The sequence below is a fragment of the Klebsiella sp. MISC125 genome (assembly GCF_051131775.1).
Lineage (GTDB): Bacteria > Pseudomonadota > Gammaproteobacteria > Enterobacterales > Enterobacteriaceae > Klebsiella.
In genome coordinates this window covers 5,727,112-5,744,872 of sequence record NZ_CP180448.1, presented here as the reverse complement: position 1 = coordinate 5,744,872, position 17,761 = coordinate 5,727,112, and the positions used below count along the sequence as shown (strand labels likewise).

Annotated in this window: 23 protein-coding genes; 2 read left to right on the top strand and 21 right to left on the bottom strand. The window is 55.8% G+C overall.

Going from position 1 to position 17,761, the window contains the following annotated elements:
- Positions 1 to 164: 164 nt before the first annotated feature.
- The 6 genes from alsK to ACMYSL_RS26900 form a co-directional block, all read right to left on the bottom strand.
- Positions 165 to 1,091 carry an allose kinase gene (gene alsK, locus ACMYSL_RS26925; RefSeq protein WP_434660592.1) on the bottom strand — a complete coding sequence of 309 codons (927 nt, stop codon included), beginning with the start codon at positions 1,089 to 1,091 and terminating at the stop codon, positions 165 to 167.
- Entirely contained in the window at positions 1,075 to 1,770 is a 696-nt protein-coding gene (alsE, locus tag ACMYSL_RS26920; RefSeq protein ID WP_304255186.1) for a D-allulose 6-phosphate 3-epimerase, read from the bottom strand. Before alsE ends, alsK begins: the two co-directional genes overlap by 17 nt.
- 10 nt (positions 1,771 to 1,780) lie before the next feature.
- A complete protein-coding gene (alsC, locus tag ACMYSL_RS26915; protein WP_434660589.1) occupies positions 1,781 to 2,761 on the bottom strand; it encodes a D-allose ABC transporter permease in 981 nt (326 codons plus the stop codon).
- Complete coding sequence (gene alsA, locus ACMYSL_RS26910; protein ID WP_434660587.1) at positions 2,740 to 4,272, bottom strand: D-allose ABC transporter ATP-binding protein AlsA; 1,533 nt, start codon at positions 4,270 to 4,272, stop codon at positions 2,740 to 2,742. The genes alsC and alsA overlap by 22 nt, the downstream gene beginning before the upstream one ends.
- Positions 4,273 to 4,427: 155 nt before the next feature.
- Entirely contained in the window at positions 4,428 to 5,363 is a 936-nt protein-coding gene (gene alsB, locus ACMYSL_RS26905; RefSeq protein ID WP_182235675.1) for a D-allose transporter substrate-binding protein, read from the bottom strand.
- Positions 5,364 to 5,426: 63 nt separating this feature from the next.
- Positions 5,427 to 6,314 (bottom strand): MurR/RpiR family transcriptional regulator, encoded by an 888-nt coding sequence (locus ACMYSL_RS26900; RefSeq protein WP_110274538.1) that lies wholly within the window; start codon positions 6,312 to 6,314, stop codon positions 5,427 to 5,429.
- Between the two features lie 363 nt (positions 6,315 to 6,677).
- Between ACMYSL_RS26900 and rpiB the strand changes: the two genes are divergently transcribed.
- Both rpiB and yjdP read left to right on the top strand, forming a co-directional pair.
- Positions 6,678 to 7,127 carry a bifunctional allose-6-phosphate isomerase/ribose-5-phosphate isomerase RpiB gene (gene rpiB, locus ACMYSL_RS26895; protein WP_434660583.1) on the top strand — a complete coding sequence of 150 codons (450 nt, stop codon included), beginning with the start codon at positions 6,678 to 6,680 and terminating at the stop codon, positions 7,125 to 7,127.
- A gap of 69 nt (positions 7,128 to 7,196) precedes the next feature.
- Positions 7,197 to 7,526 (top strand): DDRRRQL repeat protein YjdP, encoded by a 330-nt coding sequence (gene yjdP, locus ACMYSL_RS26890; protein ID WP_434660580.1) that lies wholly within the window; start codon positions 7,197 to 7,199, stop codon positions 7,524 to 7,526.
- On the opposite strand, the gene ACMYSL_RS26885 is transcribed toward yjdP, so the two are convergent.
- The 15 genes from ACMYSL_RS26885 to phnF all read right to left on the bottom strand — a co-directional run bounded on the left by ACMYSL_RS26885 (position 7,520) and on the right by phnF (position 17,462).
- The gene (locus ACMYSL_RS26885; RefSeq protein WP_434660578.1) at positions 7,520 to 7,924 is read right to left on the bottom strand and encodes a hypothetical protein; all 405 of its coding nucleotides are present in this window, start codon (positions 7,922 to 7,924) and stop codon (positions 7,520 to 7,522) included. The genes yjdP and ACMYSL_RS26885 overlap by 7 nt on opposite strands.
- Positions 7,924 to 8,397: a hypothetical protein gene (locus tag ACMYSL_RS26880; protein ID WP_228727456.1), complete on the bottom strand. Its 474-nt coding sequence runs from the start codon at positions 8,395 to 8,397 to the stop codon at positions 7,924 to 7,926. Before ACMYSL_RS26880 ends, ACMYSL_RS26885 begins: the two co-directional genes overlap by 1 nt.
- Before the next feature lie 84 nt (positions 8,398 to 8,481).
- Positions 8,482 to 8,814, bottom strand: a complete 333-nt coding sequence (locus ACMYSL_RS26875; RefSeq protein ID WP_182240607.1) for a low molecular weight protein tyrosine phosphatase family protein — start codon at positions 8,812 to 8,814, stop codon at positions 8,482 to 8,484.
- Positions 8,814 to 9,038 carry a hypothetical protein gene (locus tag ACMYSL_RS26870; protein ID WP_182235679.1) on the bottom strand — a complete coding sequence of 75 codons (225 nt, stop codon included), beginning with the start codon at positions 9,036 to 9,038 and terminating at the stop codon, positions 8,814 to 8,816. Before ACMYSL_RS26870 ends, ACMYSL_RS26875 begins: the two co-directional genes overlap by 1 nt.
- Before the next feature lie 88 nt (positions 9,039 to 9,126).
- Entirely contained in the window at positions 9,127 to 9,597 is a 471-nt protein-coding gene (locus ACMYSL_RS26865; protein WP_434660575.1) for a hypothetical protein, read from the bottom strand.
- A 70-nt stretch (positions 9,598 to 9,667) separates the two neighbouring features.
- Entirely contained in the window at positions 9,668 to 10,426 is a 759-nt protein-coding gene (phnP, locus tag ACMYSL_RS26860; RefSeq protein WP_434660573.1) for a phosphonate metabolism protein PhnP, read from the bottom strand.
- Between the two features lie 18 nt (positions 10,427 to 10,444).
- Positions 10,445 to 11,008 (bottom strand): ribose 1,5-bisphosphokinase, encoded by a 564-nt coding sequence (gene phnN, locus ACMYSL_RS26855; RefSeq protein ID WP_434660571.1) that lies wholly within the window; start codon positions 11,006 to 11,008, stop codon positions 10,445 to 10,447.
- Positions 11,008 to 12,144 (bottom strand): alpha-D-ribose 1-methylphosphonate 5-triphosphate diphosphatase, encoded by a 1,137-nt coding sequence (gene phnM, locus ACMYSL_RS26850; RefSeq protein ID WP_434660569.1) that lies wholly within the window; start codon positions 12,142 to 12,144, stop codon positions 11,008 to 11,010. Before phnM ends, phnN begins: the two co-directional genes overlap by 1 nt.
- A complete protein-coding gene (gene phnL / locus ACMYSL_RS26845; RefSeq protein WP_434660567.1) occupies positions 12,141 to 12,827 on the bottom strand; it encodes a phosphonate C-P lyase system protein PhnL in 687 nt (228 codons plus the stop codon). Before phnL ends, phnM begins: the two co-directional genes overlap by 4 nt.
- A 215-nt stretch (positions 12,828 to 13,042) precedes the next feature.
- A complete protein-coding gene (gene phnK / locus ACMYSL_RS26840) occupies positions 13,043 to 13,801 on the bottom strand; it encodes a phosphonate C-P lyase system protein PhnK (RefSeq protein ID WP_181483976.1) in 759 nt (252 codons plus the stop codon).
- The gene (locus ACMYSL_RS26835; RefSeq protein ID WP_434660565.1) at positions 13,798 to 14,646 is read right to left on the bottom strand and encodes an alpha-D-ribose 1-methylphosphonate 5-phosphate C-P-lyase PhnJ; all 849 of its coding nucleotides are present in this window, start codon (positions 14,644 to 14,646) and stop codon (positions 13,798 to 13,800) included. Before ACMYSL_RS26835 ends, phnK begins: the two co-directional genes overlap by 4 nt.
- Positions 14,639 to 15,703 (bottom strand): carbon-phosphorus lyase complex subunit PhnI, encoded by a 1,065-nt coding sequence (locus ACMYSL_RS26830; protein ID WP_434660563.1) that lies wholly within the window; start codon positions 15,701 to 15,703, stop codon positions 14,639 to 14,641. The genes ACMYSL_RS26835 and ACMYSL_RS26830 overlap by 8 nt, the downstream gene beginning before the upstream one ends.
- Positions 15,703 to 16,287 (bottom strand): phosphonate C-P lyase system protein PhnH, encoded by a 585-nt coding sequence (gene phnH, locus ACMYSL_RS26825; protein WP_434660561.1) that lies wholly within the window; start codon positions 16,285 to 16,287, stop codon positions 15,703 to 15,705. Before phnH ends, ACMYSL_RS26830 begins: the two co-directional genes overlap by 1 nt.
- On the bottom strand, positions 16,284 to 16,736 hold the full coding sequence (gene phnG, locus ACMYSL_RS26820) for a phosphonate C-P lyase system protein PhnG (RefSeq protein WP_110274526.1): 453 nt from the start codon (positions 16,734 to 16,736) through the stop codon (positions 16,284 to 16,286). The genes phnH and phnG overlap by 4 nt, the downstream gene beginning before the upstream one ends.
- Positions 16,737 to 17,462, bottom strand: coding sequence for a phosphonate metabolism transcriptional regulator PhnF (phnF, locus tag ACMYSL_RS26815; RefSeq protein ID WP_434660558.1), 726 nt, complete (start codon positions 17,460 to 17,462; stop codon positions 16,737 to 16,739).
- Positions 17,463 to 17,761: the final 299 nt, after the last annotated feature.

Here is a 17,761-nt window from a genome sequence, read left to right as displayed (position 1 = left end):
AACTATTTTTATAAGGTATTTGTGCGAAATACGGAGGGATGAATAATGGATATAATTGTGTTTGATATGTTTAACAGCGCAGAATTTATTTTGTTGAATGTAATATTTCATGAAACGTTGAATCCGATACCGAATTTGCTGACATCAGGTTCAACGTTAATAAATTAAGCTGTTACAAGCAGAGGTGAATAACGGCTGCGGGCCAGCGCCGCCGCGCCCTGTGCGCCGTTAAAGGCCGATGAGGATGCTGCAATAAAGCGCAGCGCCTGGTACGGCAGAGGACGGCGAACGTAGGTTTTGACCATTTCGATTAGCGCATCGCGCGGAAAGGCGGGCATGTCCATCACGCCGCCGCCGAGGATCACCGCGTCGGGGTCGAACAGGTTGATACTGGTGGCGATGGCGCGAGCGGCGTGGTTCAACAACGTCTGGACAAACGGTTCCTGTACGGCGTGAATAAACAGCTCGCCAAGTTCATAAGCCCTCGGCTCCTGTTCGTACCAGCGCTTAAGCGCAATGCCGGAGCAGACGGTCTCCAGACAGCCGGGATTACCGCAGCCGCAGGTGAGAGCGTCATCGCCCTGTGGAATGTGCCCCAGTTCGCCCGCCACGCCGTGCGCCCCGGTCCACGGCGCGCCGTTCAGCCAGATAGCGAAGCCCATTCCGGTACCGAGATAAGCCGCCAGCACCTCCTGCTCTTGCAGACCATTTTCCTGGACGTCAAACGAGAGCTGCAAATTAACGTCGCGGGAAAATTCCACCGGGCAGCCTAATGCTGCTTCCAGCCGGTCGGCCAGGTTATACAGATCGTCGGTGGTCAGAGGCAGATTGGGGGTAGAGATAATCGTGCGTTTGTCTTTCGCCACCAGAGCCGGAAAGCCCATCACCAGCCCACAACAGTGGGCAGAGTGGTTGGCAAGCTGTCGCTGTAGCAGGTTTTGAATACCGCTGACCAGGCCATCGGCGGCGATAACGTCCGCAGTGCGCAGCTTTTCGCAGTGCAGCGCTTCGCCCTGCGCCGTTTGCAGGCAAAAACGGATATGGGTCGCCCCCATATCCACGCCCGCGACGACGTTAAGCTGTTTTTGCATGAGGCAGTACCTCGTTTTTCGCCGCCAGGATCTGCTCCGCCATCACCTGCCACGCGTCATGGATGTTGTCACCATGGTTAAAGAGACCGGACGTGCCGACGATAAAGACATCTGCGCCCGCCGCCATCAGTTTTTCGTAGGTGGCTTTGTTGCAGGAGCCGTCAATTTCGATTTCGTAGCTCAGTCCTTCGCGCTCGCGCCAGGCTTTCAACTCAGCGATTTTCTCCAGCATTTCCGGGATAAACGGCTGTCCGGCGAAGCCTGGATCGACGGTCATCACCGTGATTTTGTCGGCTTTATGAATATAGTACTTCATGGTCTCAACCGGGGTTTCCGGGTTGAGGATCAGCCCAACTTTCATACCGTGGCGGCGGATTTCCTCAATCAGGCGGAAAGCCTGGCCGTTGATGGTCTCCGGGTGCAGGGTGATAAAGTCCGCGCCCGCCTGCGCCAACTGGCTGATGTAATCCTGCGGACGGGTAACCATCAGGTGGCAGTCCAGCGGTTTGCTGGCCAGCCGCTTCACCTGGCTGACGAAAAATGGCGACAGCGTCAGGTTCGGTACAAAATGGCCGTCCATAATGTCGATGTGAAAATAGTCTGCGTGCTGGTCGATAAACTCGATCTGTTCTTTGAATTTCAGCAGATCCATACACATTAAAGAGGGAGCAATTTTCATTATAAATTCCTTACTTACTGATAAGACGGTCGAGAGCGACAGCCGCGATGATTAATCCGCCCATCACCACCAGTTGGTAGTAGGTTTGTACTTGCAGAATATTCAGTCCGTTGTTGATGGTGCCGATGATTAAGCCGCCAATGACCACTGAGAAGATGCGTCCCTTGCCGCCGAAGAAGCTGGTGCCGCCGATAATGGCGCTGGCGATGGCGTACGTTTCAAAGCCCATGCCCGCCAGCGGTTCCGCCGCGCCGAGACGTGCCGTAGAAACCACGCCCGCAAGGCCAGCGCAAACGCCGGAGATAATAAACACCAGCAGCATGTGGAATTTGACGTCGATACCGGAGTAGAACGCGGAGTTTTTGTTGCCGCCCAGCGCATAGATATTGCGTCCCAGGCGGGTACGTGTGGTCAAAAACCACAGCAAAACCGCCACAATCAGCGAGAAAATGACCGGTACTGGAATGCCCAACGGCGTGGCGGCAAAGAAGTTAACGAAGCCAAATGAGAAGCCGTACACCGAGTTGGCATCGGAAATCACCAGCGTAATGCCGCGGAAAATAGCGTTGGTGCCAAGGGTGATAATAAACGGATGCAGACCGGTCCAGTTGACCAGGCAGCCGTTAATCGCCCCCAGCGCACCGCCCACCAGCACACCGCCAATCAGCGCCGCAAGAAACGGATCGACGCCCGCCAGCATCAGCTTGGCGGTAACCATCCCGGAGAGCGCGAGGATCGCTCCGACCGACAGGTCGATCCCGGCGACGAGGATCGCGAAGAATTCGCCCATGCCGATCAGCACGGTCACCGAACTCTGCACGAAGATCTGCGTAATATTGTTGGTCGTCAGGAAATACTCCGACGACAGGGTGCCAAATATCGCGACGATGGTTGCGAGGATAAAAAAGGTGCCGTATTTATCCCAGAACAGCGCGAAGTTAAACGGTTTTTTCTCGTCCATGTCGCCTTTCACTCTTGTGGTAGTGCCCATGCCATAATCTCCTCTTCGCTCAGATCGTCGCGATTGGTCAGGATTTGCGTCAGTCGCCCTTCGCAGAACACGGCAATGCGGTCGCAGACGGCGATAATTTCAGGAAGTTCGGACGACACCATCAGGATGACTTTTCCGTCATCGGCCAGCTGGCGCATCACTTTATAAATTTCGGCTTTTGCGCCGACGTCGATACCGCGCGTTGGCTCATCGAAAATAATGACTTCGGGGTTGCAGCATAACCATTTGGATATCAGCACTTTTTGCTGGTTTCCGCCGGAAAGCTCGCCAATATTCTGATCGACGGAATGACACTTCAGCCCCAGCAGCTGGCGCTGCTCTTCGGCCGTTTTGTGTTCACTGCTTTCGTGAAATAGCCCCATTGCGCCTTTGTAACCGCCGCGCTTGAGGCTCTGGCTGACCGCCATATTCTGGGCGATGGAAAAATTGGGGAAAAAGCCGTTTTCCCGGCGACTTTCGGTGATGTAGCCCATGCCTTTCTTTAAAGCGTCCAGCGGCGAGCGAGGGGAGATCTCTTTGCCATTCAGGTAGATTTTGCCGCCTGCGCGCTTATCGACACCGAACAGGCAGTTCATCAATTCAGTGCGCCCGGAGCCCACCAGACCGGCAAAGCCGAGAATTTCACCGCGATTGACGCTAAAGGAGATATCGCGAACTTTTTTCTTGTCGTGGCTGGTGACGTTTTTCACTTCGAAGACCGTTTTGCGCACGATGTTGCCGGTACTCTCTTTCATGGCGTTAAAGCGGTTCTGTAGCTCGCGACCGACCATCAGGCGCACGATGTCGTCATTATTCACTTCGCTGACCATCCCACTACACACGCTGCTGCCGTCTTTCATCACCGTATAGCGATCGCAGATGCGGCGAATTTCCGCCAGCTTGTGCGAGATATACACGATGGCGGTGCCCTCTTTGCGCAGTTGGTTCATGATCAGAAACAGGTAATCCACCTCTTTATTGGTCAGCGAAGAGGTGGGTTCATCCATAATCAGTACTTTGGCGTCGAGCATCAGCGTCTTGGCGATTTCCAGCATCTGTTTGTGGCTGATGGACAGGTTCGCCACTTTCTCGTCCAGGCCGACTTTTAATCCAACGCGCAGCAGCATCATTGCCGCCCGTACGCGCATTTCTCGCCAGTCGATAATATTGACGCCGCAGACTTTTTTCGTCAGGTGACGACCAATATATAAATTTTCCAGCACCGTTAATTCATCAATAACGCTGAGTTCTTGATAAATAATACCGATGCCGAGCTGGGCCGCTAATTTATGGTCCAGCTTGTCGTAGTTGACGTTATTAATGGTAATGGTGCCTTTGGTCGGTTCATGTATTCCCGACAGAACTTTCATCAGCGTTGATTTACCGGCACCATTTTCCCCTAATAACGCATGTATTTCGTGAGGGTAAACAGTTAAATCAACCGATTTTAATGCGTGAACCGGACCAAAGGATTTGCCGATCCCCGCCATCGAAATATATGGCGTGAGCATAGAGAATTTCCTTTATTACCTATTACTGGGAACGTGCTGTCTTCCCCTCACCCTAACCCGCCTGGCGCTATTGGTGAGTTTGGCGCGGTCTGCCCTTCTCCCTCTCCCTGTGGGAGAGGGTTGGGGTGAGGGCACCAGACCGCAAGAAACCTAAATTATTTCGTCACCAGAATAGAATCCACCAGCTTAAATTGCGGGGCTTTATCCAGCGGGATCACCTTGCCGCTCTTCTCGGCTTCGACCATCAGCTTAAGACCGGTTGCGCCAATATCCGCCGGGTTCTGCGCGACGGTAGCCGTCATCTGCCCGGCTTCGACCATCTTGCGCGCTTCCGGAATGCCATCGGTGCCGACGACCAGAATTTTGCCCGTTTTGCCAGCGTTAGCGACGGCTTGCGAGACGCCCATTGCCATGGTGTCGTTAGCGCAGTAAATCGCTTTGACGTTCGGGTTACGCTGCAACACGTTAGTCGCAACATCCAGTGCTTTAATACGGTCCCAGTCGGCGGGTTGGCTGGCAACTAGCTTGATCTGGCTGGCTTTTTTGAAGGCTTCGGTGGCGCCGTTACGACGAGCTTCACCGGACGCGTTACCGGCTTTGCCTTCGATAATAGCGACTTCGCCGCCTTCAGCGCCCAGTTTGTCGATGATAAAGTCTGCGCCTTTTGCCCCGACCGCCACGTTGTCGGTGGTGACAAACCCTTCCACGTTGCCGCCGGCTTTCTTCAGGTTGTCCATATCGATTTTTTCATCGAGGTTGACCAGATAGATGCCCTTTTTCCAGGCTTTAGCCACTGGCATCACCAGGTTTACGGAGGAGAGCGGCGCAAAGGCGATACCTTTGTAGTTTTTGTTGCTCAGGTCTTCAAATAGCTGCAGCTGCGACTGGAAATCGCCTTCCGAAGGGGAGGCGAAAATATCGACGCTCACACCCAGCGTTTTCGCTTCGTCTTCAATACCTTTTTTCATATCAACCCAAAATGGGTTGGATAATGTTTTTAATACGACAGCGTAATCGGCGGCGGCAAAGGCGCTGGTGGATAACATGACGCCCATGAGCGTACCGCTGAAAATTTTCAGATATTTATTCATATCAATACTCTCGGTGTAAGGTACAGTTTTATTGATCCCACTGATGTGGGATCAGCTTTTTATTTACTTCAGCGCGCCTGGTGAAAAGAAATTAACAATTGCGCCGGTTTTTTGCATATTTAAATTCGCTTGCTCAATATCTAGTTGTGCAACTGAAACAAAGAACGCATCTAATAGTGTCAGTTGTAATATACGCGCTGAGGCGTTTCGTCCCAATAAAGGTGTTTCTGGTGCTGGCGAACAAATAATAAAATCAGATAATTTGGCAATCGGCGAATGGTAGCTGTGGGTGATACAAATAATTTTCGCCCCATTCTTCTTCGCGAGTTCTACGGCCGATTTAATATCGCTGGTGCGCCCGGAGTGGGAAACTACTAGCACTACGTCGCCTTCTTTCAGCAGCGACGCGGACATCATCATGATATGCGCGTCCGGATAAGTCTGGCAGCGCACGCCGATGCGTAAAAATTTGTGCTGCACATCAGCACAGATGGCGTTAGAGCCGCCCGCGCCGTACAGGTCGCGCTGATTGGCCTGGGCAAAGAAGCGCGCCGCACGGTGAATCTCATCAACGTTGACGATCGACTGGCCTTCCATAATGGTGCGCAGGGTGATGTTAAACACCTTGTTCACCACGTCCTGCGGCGCTTCATCAAAAGAGAGCTCTGCCGGGAGGACCTGTTCAGATTGCGAAAAATACGCTTCCAGCGCGCTGCGCAGGTTACGAAAACCGCTAAAGCCCAACAGTTTAGAAACCTTCACGATCATGGCTTCGGATACTGACAGCGCTTCCGCGACATCCTTTATAGCTGGCGCATCGCTCAGATTGCCGGGCTTAAGCAACCATTCGACGATTCGGCTTTCGTTTTCGGTCATACCTTCCTGCTTCATGCGAAGCCAGGGGGCGAGGCCGATACCGTTGGGGAGCGAACTGGATTCTGACTGACTCATCGCTTTCTCTTTGTCCATAAAATGAAGACGCCACTATATCACCACAGGCAAAACAGAAAAGATACAATCAACTTCACAAAAAATGTATTTTTATAAAGTTTTGTATTTTGTGAAGTTTTATTGAATCTTTAAAAAATGGATTTATGATTTAAATGTATAAAAATCATTTAGTTATGTTGTTTATTTTAACGTTATAAAAATTGAAAATACTCGGAGTAAATGTTTTTTACACTTGATTTGTGAAATGACGCCGTGTAGAACAGGCGCAGATGACGGTGGGTTTGCTGTTTAAATCGGCAAAAGTTGCCGTTTAAATCACAAGACAACCTATATTCGTAAAGTTAACAACAGGCGAGGCTATGTATGAAAAGGATTGCATTTGGCTGCGATCACGTCGGGTTTATCCTGAAAGACGATATTCTGGCGCACCTGCACCAGCGCGGTATCGAGGTCGTGGATAAAGGAGCATGGTCAACGGAGCGCACCGACTATCCGCGCTACGCCAGCGCCGTCGCTCAGGCCGTTGCCGCCGGGGAAGTGGACGGCGGAATTCTTATCTGCGGTACCGGCGTCGGCATCTCTATCGCCGCTAATAAACACCCCGGTATTCGCGCCGTCGTGTGCAGCGAGCCTTATTCCGCGCAGCTTTCACGCCAGCATAATGACAGCAATATCCTGGCTTTTGGTTCGCGGGTGATTGGTCTTGAACTGGCGAAAATGATCGTCGATGCCTGGCTGGCAGCCGAGTTTGAAGGGGGGCGTCATCAGGGGCGGGTAGATGCTATCGGCGCGATTGAACAACAGCGGATTTGAGATTCCTCCGCTACTCGCGATGATAGCCGTTGATTAACGTAGAGCCAGCCCACCGATGAGACTGGCTTTATGAAACGTTACTCTACCGCTTTGCTTTTCTGCGCTCTGGCGCTGGTCAACCCGCTGGCGCACGCTGATATTATTGACGACGCCATTGGCAATATTCAGCAGGCCATTAATGATGCTTATCACCCCAGCGATAGCCGTTCGGATGATGATTATGATGACGGGCGCTATCAGGGCAGCCGTCAGCAAAACAGCGATCGCCAGCGGCAGTATGACGACAGGCAACGGCAAATTGAGGATCGTCGCCGCCAGCTTGACGATCGTCAGCGCCAACTGGACCAGGATCGTCGGCAACTGGAGAGCGATCAGCGTCGGCTGGATGATGATTATTGATGTGGGGCGACTCGCGGCGGTAGCCAGGGAACGATCAGCCCCATAACGATGCCGGACAGCAGCGCCGAGATAAGTAACAGCGGGATTAAATAGAAAAGCATCGGGATAAATGCGCCAATGATGCCGCAACAAATAGCCGTTATCACAACGCCCGCTATTCCCCCGGTCAATAAACGCCAAAACCAGATGCGATAAACTTGCCCTGACAGGATGGCCATAAAAATACCGGTTAACAATGCGGGTAAAAAGCCAATACCCCAGGTGAGGGATATTATCTCAGGGAGATGGCTGAGGAGTTCGTCAATTGAGGTGCCCCTGGGAAAAAACAGGAGTAGCGGCAGCGGTATTAACGGCCCAAGTCCCACGTACCAGCAAATATGGTGGAGAAATTTATTCATCAGGCGCTTTCCTCCGACTTCATCCCCGGCAGATAAGGTATCAGCCACCCCATAATCATCCCGGCAAGTAGACCTGAGCCAGTAAAAATCCAGAAAACCTCTTCATTCAGGATAAAGTGCAGAAGATCTCTATCAGTAAAAAGTAACACGCTTAATATTGCCGCCATCACGCTAATCCCCAGACCGATTGCCGCACTGGCGAGTGTGCGCCTGTAGTGGAACGCGTAAATGTATGTAGGCAGGCAGGCGACGGCAATACCCGTCAGCAGAGCAGGGAGGGCGCCGATTAACCATGTCACGATAAGCAAGAAGGGCAGCATGGAGACAATATTCCGAAGAAAGACGCCCGGTGACTCGTGATACTGCAATGCGATGGCGACGATTGAAATGATCGCAACCGGCAAACCAGCGCATGATGGCCCCAGCAATGTAAACCAGCCAGCATGGTGAATAATTCGTCGTGTTGTCGTCATTTCCTTTCCCTGAGTTTTTTTTGTCCTTCAGAAAAGGTATTTCATTATTGTGAAGTGAGAATGAAGTCAGGGTGAAGCGGCGGTCTAAAGTGAGTTTAGTTCGGGCAGGGTGGGGACAACCTCTTCCAGCAGCGCGACGAGTTCGGGGTCCATATAGCGATAGTCGTCGGGGATATCCAGCACGTAAAGCGGTTTATTTTCGACCAGACGACGATATTCGGCGACAAGACGATTTTTATGTTTTTGCTCCATCACGCAGATGATATCCGCCCAATTGAGGAGTTCCGGGGATAGAGGTTTTCTGGCGTTCCGACTGGTGCCCGCAGAGCGAACGTTCATACCAGGATAACGGCGGAACACCTGTTCCGCCGTAGGGCTTCGCCATTGATTGCGGCTACAAACAAAAAGCACGTTGATCAATTTGATAACAGCTCTTCTATTCCTTGGTGCGCCAATTGGCGACGGGTTTTACGGGGATATTCCATTCCCAGCTGTGCGGCCCGTAGCAATTTTTCTGAACGCATATAGAGCAGCTTCCAGTTTTTTTCACTACGAAAACGTAAAAGGGCGGTGTGAACATCGCGAGACTTATTGCGCTGCTTTTGCGCAATGCGCCAGTCCCGGTTACGGGTTGTTTCCATTATGTTTTCTCTCTCAGATTAATCGGGTTCAGCAGCCGCGATAATACGGAGAGTAAAACGTCGTTATGTTAACGCTGCCGGGAACCGTTTATCCAGCGTTTTCCTCCGATTTCATTCCCGGCAGATAAGGTATCAGCCATCCCATGACAAGACCGGAAAACAGGCCTGAACCCGCAATTGTCCTGAAATCGTTGTCATGGAAGATGAGGATAAAATTTTTAAGGTTTGGGTTGGAAAGAAGCAGCATCGCTAATATCACGGCTGCCGCGCTAATGGCCACGCCGATTATTGCGCTGGCGAGGATACGCCGATAGTGAAACGCGTAGATTTCCGCAGGTAAACAGGCAATGGCAATGCCCGCTAACAGCGCAGGGACGACGCCAATCAACCATGTGATGATGAGAAAAACCGGCAGCATGGTGACAATGTCCCACAGAAAGCTGAATGACGGATTTCGAGATTGTAATGTGATGGCGACAATCGCCCACAGTACGCCAACATAGGGTCCCAGTAATGCAAACCAGCAGGCATGATGAAAGATGGGGCGCGTTGTGCTCATATGATTCCCTTCAGATGGTTAAGTCTGAAAGGAAGGTAGCGACGGTAAGTGAAGAGACGATGAAGTGCGCTTAATCCAGCACAATTTCCATTCCGTCAAACCCCGCTTCAAACCCCGCAGGCAGAGAATGCGCCATCATCCACGCATCGAACTGATGGCTGATATGGGTGAGGATCACTCGCGGGCAGCCAATCACCTGATTAATCGCCCGCACGGTGTTGAGATCGCAGTGGTTGCGCGGCGGCTGCGGGCGCGGCTCGTGGCTACAGTCGATGATGATCAGCTGCGGCTGATTGTTAAGCAGGAACTTCAGCGTTTTTTCCGGCAGGGCGGTGGTGTCGGACAGCCAGGCAACCCGGCTATGGGCTGCCTCCAGCAGATAGCCGAAAGTCAGTTTTGAGTGGTTTAGCGGCAGCGGGGTCACGCGTAGTCCTTGCAGCTCAAACATGACAAACGGCTCGACGGTGTGGCTAAAATCGAGCAGCCCCGGATGCTTAAACAGGTCATCGCAGCCCTGTTCATCAGGCGGGCCGTAGACCGTAATAGGCTTGCCCACGCCCCAGCGTAGCGGGAACAGGCCCTGAACATGATCCATATGATAATGGGTGAGCAAAAACTGCTGAAAGCTACCGGCAGGCCACTGCTCCATCAGATCCGGCAGCCCGGCATCGAGCAGCGTTACCGCGCTGTTGAATTTGACCACCGCGCTACAGGGGCGACGGCGATGAGTCTCGTCGCTGCGGGCGCGGCGGCAGGCGGGGCAATCGCAGCCGAAAACCGGCACCAGCTGCGCACCGCCGGTGCCGGTTAAGCGGATAGTCAGGCTCATGTTTTCACCTCGCGTCATTCAGGCAAGCTGCTGTTCGCGTCGGTTGCCGTGAACGCGGATCAGCGACACCAGGGCATCCACCGACTGGCTCAGGCGACCATCGTTGTTGAGGGTTAGGCACGCGCTCGGCGTATAACGTGCCGCGCGCTCCAGCCGCTGAGCGATCTCCGTTTCGTTCTCTCGCCCGCGCTGCTCCAGACGTTGACGCAGTACTTCTGGCGAAACCTGCAAACAGATGGGCAGCAGGGCGTCAGCATAGCGCGTTTTTGCCTGAGCCAGATGAGCGCGGGAGCCGTTAGCGACGACGTCAAACCCGGCGTGCAGCCACAGGTCAATCTCGATGCCAATGCCGTAGTAATTGTTATTGGCGTGCCAGCTAAGCGCAAACAGATGCTGCTCGGCGCGGGTGAAAAACTCATGCTCGCTGAGGGCAATATGGTTCTCACAGCCCGCATTGTGCGGGCGAGTAATGTAACGGTGCGCCACCAGTAGCTGCGGGTGTTCGCGCTGGCGCAGCGCCGCCAGCAGGCTATCTTTGCCGGAGCCGGATGGGCCGACCAGCCAAATCAGTTTCCCTGCCATTAAAAGACCCTCTTACCTTGACGCCAGACGTTATCGATATGGACATGCTCGCCGCGACGGTGTGCCAGCACCAGATCCGCGCGCTTACCTTCGGCAATCGCGCCGCGATCGTGTAGCCCCAGCGCCTGCGCGGGGTTTTTGCTCACCAGACGAATAGCCTGGGCGAGGGTAAACGCGTTGCCGTCGTCATCGGCGATGCGGAAAGCGGCATCCAGCAGGCTGGCGGGATAATAGTCGGAAGAGAGAATATCCAGCAGGCCGTTGCTCGCCAGGTGATGAGCGGCGACATTGCCTGAATGCGAGCCGCCACGCACGATGTTCGGCGCGCCCATCAGGACGTTCATCCCGTGCTGACGCGATGCCTGCGCTGCGGCTAATGTGGTAGGAAATTCGGCGATCACGCTGCCAAGCTGGTGCGATTCGACCACATGTTCATGGGTGGCGTCGTCGTGGCTGGCCAGCGCGATATTGCGCTCGCGGCACATGGCGGCGATGGTTTGCCGGTTGGGCTGTGACCAGGCCGCCGCCAGCGCCATCTGCTCCTCTTCGAATTTATCCATCTCTTCGTTGGTCAGATGATATTTCCCCTGGTAGTAGTCGCGATATTTGCTGCGGTCGGCGTACTGGCGCTGGCCCGGTGAGTGATCCATCAGGGAGACCATGCTTACCGGCTCGCGGCTAACCAGCTTCTCAAACAGCGGCAGAGTGGTGTGATGCGGCAGCTCGCAGCGCAGATGCAGCCGGTGCTCGGCGCGGTTGAGGCCGCGTTTTTGCGTCTCTTCCACGGCATTGATCATCTTTTCCAGATTCTCCAGACGGTCGCCACCATCGCGCACGTCACCAATGGCGACGGCATCCAGCACGGTGGTGATGCCGCTGGCGATCATCAGCGCGTCGTGGCTGCTCATCGCCGAGTGGGCGGGCCAGTCCACCTTGGGACGCGGGGTGAAAAACTTGTCCAGATTGTCGGTATGCAGTTCAATCAGCCCCGGCAGCAGCCAGCCGCCTTCGCCGTCAATCGCTTCTGCCAGGCGACTCTGGCTTTCGGCAAAGGCAGAAATTCTGCCATCCTGCACTTCCAGCGAACCGTTGATCACCTCATCTTCGAGGACCAGCTTTACATTATTGATAATCATGCTGAAATCCCCATAGGGTGCAGGCGGTCGGCGACCTGATTACGCGTTGCCTCATCGTGAAAAATGCCGACGATGGCCGCGCCGCGCGCTTTAGCTTCGTTAATCAGTTCCACTACCGCAGCGCTGTTTTTCGTGTCCAGCGAGGCAGTAGGTTCGTCGAGGAGCAAAATCGGGTAATCGACCGCGAAGCCGCGGGCGATGTTGACGCGCTGCTGTTCGCCGCCGGAAAAGGTGGAAGGAGCCAGGTGCCACAGGCGTTCAGGGACGTTCAGGCGCGTCAGCAAGCGGGCGGCCCTTGCGGCGCTCTCTTCGTGCGGAATACCCAGTTCGAGCAGCGGCTGCATCACCACGTCGAGAGCCGAGATGCGCGGGATCACCCGCAAAAACTGACTGACCCAGCCGATGGTGGTTTTACGGACTTCCAGCACTTTACGCGCCGAGGCGCTGACCAGATCGACCCATTCGTCGCCGTGGCGAATATGGATGTGGCCGCTATCGGGCAGGTAGTTGGCGTACAGCGAGCGCAGCAGGGTTGATTTTCCGCTGCCGGAGTGGCCGTGCAGCACCACGCATTCACCGGTGTTAACGGTTAGCGAGGCGTCGGCGAGAACCGGCAGACGAGCGCCGTGCTGCTGGTGCAGAACAAAGGTTTTATATACGTTTTCAACGCGGATGGCGTTCATTTGTTGCCTCATCGTGCCTGAGTTTCCCCGGATCGCGGCGTAAACGCCTTATCCGGGCTACCGATTCAGTGGTTCCAGTTAGCGTCGCGGACCAGGGAATTCCCGGAGGCGGCGCGGTGCGCCTGTCCGGGCTACCGTTCGCTGCGCCTTACCCGGCCTACAGGTGCGCTATTCGTAGGCCCGTGCAAGCGAAGCGCCGCCGGGCAACAGCAACATCAGTTCTGCAATACCGACGACACCAGCAGCTGGGTGTAGGGGTGATGCGGATCGTCGAGCACCCGGTCGGTTAAGCCGCTTTCCACCACCTGACCCTGCTTCATCACCAGCAGGCGGTTAGCCAGCAGGCGGGCGACGCCGAGGTCATGGGTCACAATCACCACCGCCAGGTTCAGCTCTACCACCAGACCACGCAGCAGGTCGAGCAGGCGCGCCTGTACCGAAACATCCAGCCCGCCAGTAGGCTCATCCATAAACACCAGCTTCGGCTGGGTCACCAGATTACGAGCGATCTGCAAACGCTGCTGCATGCCGCCGGAAAAGGTGGTGGGCAGGTCGTCAATGCGTGAAGGCGGGATCTCTACCTCCTGCAACCACTGCTCGGCGGTGGCGCGAATATCACCGTAGTGCCGCGCGCCGGTCGCCATCAGGCGCTCGCCGATATTGCCTCCCGCCGACACCTGGCGGCGCAGGCCATCCATCGGATGCTGATGCACTACGCCCCATTCGGTGCGCAGCAGGCGACGGCGATCCGCTTCGCTCATCGCGTACAGCGAACGACTCTGATACAGCACTTCGCCCTGCTGCGGCGTCAAGCGGGCGGAAATCGCCTGCAGCAGAGTGGTTTTCCCCGAACCTGATTCGCCGACGATACCCAGCACTTCGCCCGGCCACAGTTCAAACGACACATCGCTGAAGCCTTTGCCCGGCGCATAAAGGTGGGTCAGGTTATTGACCGCCAGTAACGGATGACTCATTTTTTCTGCGCCTCGCTCTGTTGGCGGCAATAGTCGGTATCGGAGCAGACAAACATTCGTTTGCCGCTGTCGTCGAGCACCACTTCATCAAGATAGCTATGGCGCGACCCGCAGATGGCGCACGGCTCATCCCACTCCTGAACGGTAAAAGGGTGATCGTCGAAATCGAGGCTTTCCACCGGGGTATAGGGTGGCACCGCGTAGATGCGTTTTTCGCGCCCGGCACCAAACAGCTGTAGCGCAGGCATCATATGCATCTTCGGATTATCGAATTTAGGAATCGGCGACGGGTCCATCACGTAACGGCCATTGACCTTTACCGGATAGGCGTAGGTGGTGGCGATATGGCCGAAACGGGCGATGTCCTCGTACAGCTTCACCTGCATCACGCCGTACTCCTCCAGCGCGTGCATGGTGCGGGTCTCAGTTTCGCGCGGCTCGATAAAACGCAGCGGCTCCGGGATCGGCACCTGGAAGATCAGGATCTGATCTTCAGCCAGCGGCGTTTCCGGGATCCGGTGACGGGTCTGGATCAGCGTGGCGTCTTCGGTGCATTCGGTGGTGGCGACGCCGGTGACGCGCTTGAAAAACTGGCGAATCGACACCGCGTTGGTGGTGTCGTCGGCGCCCTGATCGATGACCTTCAGCACGTCATTTTCACCAATGACGCTGGCGGTAAGCTGAATACCGCCGGTTCCCCAACCGTAGGGCATTGGCATTTCGCGTCCGCCGAACGGCACCTGGTAACCGGGGATCGCCACCGCTTTGAGAATAGCGCGGCGGATCATGCGTTTGGTCTGTTCGTCGAGATAAGCAAAGTTGTAACCGGTCAGCGCGTTAGCCACGTGGATTCTCCCGTTGCAGGCGTTTGAGTAGCGCCAGTTCGGCCTGGAAATCGACATAGTGGGGAAGTTTGAGGTGCGAAACGAAACCGGCGGCCTCGACGTTATCGGCATGAGCCAGCACAAACTCTTCGTCCTGGGCGGGGCCAGCCACCTCTTCGCCATACTCCGGCGCCTGGAGCGCGCGGTCCACCAACGCCATCGCCATCGCTTTGCGCTCGCTCATGCCAAACGTCAGGCCGTAGCCGCGGGTAAAGTGCGGCGGCTCATCCTGCGGGTCGACAAAGCCGTTAACCATTTCACATTCGGTCATCAGCAGTTCACCGATATTGACAGTGAATCCCAGCTCTTCAGGGGTAATTTCCACCGCGACGTAGCCGCTACGGATTTCGCCAGCAAACGGGTGATTGCGCCCGTAGCCGCGCTGGGTGGAGTAGGCCATCGCCAGCAGATAGCCTTCGTCGCCGCGCACCAGCTGTTGCAGGCGCGACGAGCGCGAACAGGGATAAACCGGCGGATGGCGGGTGATGTCATCGGGCTGCGCGTTGCTGTCTTGCTCGGCTTTTGCCAGTTCTTGCTGGACCAGCAGATTAAAGACGTGCGGCGTCGGTTCCTGTGGTGCGCTGTTGGCCGCCAGCGTCGGCGTTTCGCCGTTAGCCAGCAGGGTAAAATCGAGCAGGCGATGGGTGTAATCGTAGGTCGGGCCGAGCATCTGGCCGCCGGGGATATCTTTATAGACCGCCGAAATTCGGCGCTCAAGGCGCATATTGGCGGTATCGACGGGCTCGCTGACCGCCAGCCTTTGCAGCGTGGTGCGGTAAGCGCGTAGCAGAAAGATGGCTTCAACGTTATCGCCGCTGGCCTGCTTCAGCGCCAGCGCCGCCAGCTCCCGGTCGGCGATGCCGCCTTCGGTCATCACCCGGTCCACCGCCAGGTTGAGCTGCTGGGTAATCTGTTCAACGCTGATTTCCGCAAGCCGTCCATCGCCCCGGCGTTTATGTTCCTGTAGGGCGTGAGCGGCGACGATCGCCTTCTCACCGCCTTTGACGGCTACGTACATTAGCAGACCTCTACATGGGTGGTGCGTGGGATGGCCAGCAGCCGTTCGCCGCAGGTCAGGATCAGGTCGATGCCCAGCGGGAACGGGTGCGGGCGCTCGGTCAACTCTTCAATAATGCATTCCGGCAGCTGCGGGGCGATCATGCGCTCTTCAGCGATACCCGCGCCGGTCAGACGCAGCATGCGTCCGCCGCTAAGGCTGGCAAGCTGGACAATCAGCGTCACACCAGTTTCAGGGGCGACGACGGTTCCGGAGGAAAGTACGTTCAACTGTTCGGCGCTGATGCTGTCGTTGGCGATGGCGAAGGTCGCCTGCTGCGGCTGTTCAACCAGCGGCGCGCCGGTATGAAAGCGTAAATTCTGCCCGACGAGGTCGTTATGCAGCGCTGGAGCCAGCCAGACCGGCGTGTCGTGATCGACCAGCGTCAGCAGCAGGCTGGTGGAGGCGATATTCAGCGGCTGCCAGCCATGCTGGAGCTGTTGCAGGGAGACGATCACCCCCGGCTCGCTCATCGCTTTCAGCAGACGGCGGAAACTGTGTTGGGCGTCCTGCACAGCCAGGGTAAAAGCGGGTTGTAATGTCATGCGTTATCTCCGCGAACCAGAGTAAAGAAGTCGACCCGGCTGGCGTTGACTTCGGCGCGTCGGGCTTCAATGCGCGCGCTACGTTGTTCTTCCAGCGGGGTTATCAGGGTTTCCATCAGGGTGTGAAAATGGTGTGGCGACTGCATCAGGGCATCGATAGCCGCACAGCGTTCGGCGTGCGGACGGTCGCGGCCCAGGATCCAGCTATAGCCGAGCGTTCCGTCGGCCAGGCGAATCGCGGCGCGAGTTAATGTGGTATCACCAGCAAAGAAACGATCGCCGATGCCGCCCATGCGCGCCTGTAGCTGCACCAGGCCGGTTTCCGGGGTGCGAATCAGCTCATACTGCGGCGCGAGGTTTAGCGTTTGCATCCGCGCAGCAAGTTCTTGTGGTTCACTGTGGGCCAGCACGGACATCCAGCGCTGGCGGGTAGCGGTATCAAAGTGCATTCAGTGCTCCATCGTGAATTCAATCATGTCGGCGCGGGTCAGGCTGACGGAGTACTCCGTCGCGCTCTGTTCGTTCTGACGATGATTCAGCGTGCGCACGCACAACAGCGGCGCCATATTGGGAATGTTGAGGATCTTGCTCTCTTTGGCCTGCGCGCGGCGGGCGCTGATTTTGGTGCGTACGCGGGTCAGCTCGATATCAAGCTGGTCGCGCAGCAGGTCATGGAGAGAGCCGTGGGTAAAGGTTTGCAGCACCGGCCACAGGCGCAGGTCGGTAAAGTAGTGGTCAATCAGGCACAGGGCGACGCCGTTAACGCGGCGCAGGGTGCGCAGGTGAATAACGTTATCGCCTTCGTTAATGGCAAAGGCTTCGGCCACGTGACTGCTGGCCGGGCGCAGGACCGACAGCAGCTTCTCGCTGGTCGGATGGCTGCCCTGTTCGAGAAGATTCTGGCTAAAGCGTGCCTGGGCATTGAGCGGATAATCAATCGGGCGCATCAGCACCAGTACGCCGATGCCTTGACGGCGCTGGACCCAGCCGCGATCAACGAGCTGATCGATAGCCCGGCGCAGGGTATGGCGGTTGACTTCGAAGCGGGTCGCCAGCTGCTGCTCAGCGGGAAGATAGTCGCCGCAGCGGTAGTGGTGGCGAAGCTCTTGCTCAAGTTTGGCGGCAATTTCCTGATACCGTGTCGGGTAACTGGTCGGATGTCTGGATAAGTACATGTCAATCGAGCCTCACTAAGGACAAGAAGGTTTTCCCCTCTGAGCGTGGGCCGATCCTGACGGATTATTGTTACATTTCGGTTAAAATATGATGACCGGAGGATGAAGAGTGGGTGCCAGTGAGATGACAAGGTGAGGGGATATCTGCGCGCTGACCCTCACCCCGGCCCTCTCCCGGAGGGAGAGGGAGAAAAGCGGGTTCGGAGTGGTCTGCCTGCGGGGCTAACAGAACGGCTCAGTAGCTGAAGATGGTACCGTCCTATCCCCTCTCCCTTTTGGGGAGAGGGTTAGGGTGAGGG

What these genes read in the sequence shown, in the direction of transcription:
- phnN (WP_434660571.1), bottom strand. Translation starts at nt 11,008, where the DNA reads ATGGCAGGGAAACTGATTTGGCTGGTCGGCCCATCCGGCTCCGGCAAA.
- phnF (WP_434660558.1), bottom strand. Translation starts at nt 17,462, where the DNA reads ATGTACTTATCCAGACATCCGACCAGTTACCCGACACGGTATCAGGAA.
- phnP (WP_434660573.1), bottom strand. Translation starts at nt 10,426, where the DNA reads ATGAGCCTGACTATCCGCTTAACCGGCACCGGCGGTGCGCAGCTGGTG.
- alsC (WP_434660589.1), bottom strand. Translation starts at nt 2,761, where the DNA reads ATGGGCACTACCACAAGAGTGAAAGGCGACATGGACGAGAAAAAACCG.
- phnH (WP_434660561.1), bottom strand. Translation starts at nt 16,287, where the DNA reads ATGACATTACAACCCGCTTTTACCCTGGCTGTGCAGGACGCCCAACAC.
- ACMYSL_RS26880 (WP_228727456.1), bottom strand. Translation starts at nt 8,397, where the DNA reads ATGACGACAACACGACGAATTATTCACCATGCTGGCTGGTTTACATTG.
- rpiB (WP_434660583.1), top strand. Translation starts at nt 6,678, where the DNA reads ATGAAAAGGATTGCATTTGGCTGCGATCACGTCGGGTTTATCCTGAAA.
- ACMYSL_RS26900 (WP_110274538.1), bottom strand. Translation starts at nt 6,314, where the DNA reads ATGAGTCAGTCAGAATCCAGTTCGCTCCCCAACGGTATCGGCCTCGCC.
- yjdP (WP_434660580.1), top strand. Translation starts at nt 7,197, where the DNA reads ATGAAACGTTACTCTACCGCTTTGCTTTTCTGCGCTCTGGCGCTGGTC.
- alsE (WP_304255186.1), bottom strand. Translation starts at nt 1,770, where the DNA reads ATGAAAATTGCTCCCTCTTTAATGTGTATGGATCTGCTGAAATTCAAA.
- phnG (WP_110274526.1), bottom strand. Translation starts at nt 16,736, where the DNA reads ATGCACTTTGATACCGCTACCCGCCAGCGCTGGATGTCCGTGCTGGCC.
- alsK (WP_434660592.1), bottom strand. Translation starts at nt 1,091, where the DNA reads ATGCAAAAACAGCTTAACGTCGTCGCGGGCGTGGATATGGGGGCGACC.
- phnK (WP_181483976.1), bottom strand. Translation starts at nt 13,801, where the DNA reads ATGAGTCATCCGTTACTGGCGGTCAATAACCTGACCCACCTTTATGCG.
- ACMYSL_RS26885 (WP_434660578.1), bottom strand. Translation starts at nt 7,924, where the DNA reads ATGAATAAATTTCTCCACCATATTTGCTGGTACGTGGGACTTGGGCCG.
- alsA (WP_434660587.1), bottom strand. Translation starts at nt 4,272, where the DNA reads ATGCTCACGCCATATATTTCGATGGCGGGGATCGGCAAATCCTTTGGT.
- ACMYSL_RS26830 (WP_434660563.1), bottom strand. Translation starts at nt 15,703, where the DNA reads ATGTACGTAGCCGTCAAAGGCGGTGAGAAGGCGATCGTCGCCGCTCAC.
- phnL (WP_434660567.1), bottom strand. Translation starts at nt 12,827, where the DNA reads ATGAACGCCATCCGCGTTGAAAACGTATATAAAACCTTTGTTCTGCAC.
- ACMYSL_RS26865 (WP_434660575.1), bottom strand. Translation starts at nt 9,597, where the DNA reads ATGAGCACAACGCGCCCCATCTTTCATCATGCCTGCTGGTTTGCATTA.
- phnM (WP_434660569.1), bottom strand. Translation starts at nt 12,144, where the DNA reads ATGATTATCAATAATGTAAAGCTGGTCCTCGAAGATGAGGTGATCAAC.
- alsB (WP_182235675.1), bottom strand. Translation starts at nt 5,363, where the DNA reads ATGAATAAATATCTGAAAATTTTCAGCGGTACGCTCATGGGCGTCATG.
- ACMYSL_RS26870 (WP_182235679.1), bottom strand. Translation starts at nt 9,038, where the DNA reads ATGGAAACAACCCGTAACCGGGACTGGCGCATTGCGCAAAAGCAGCGC.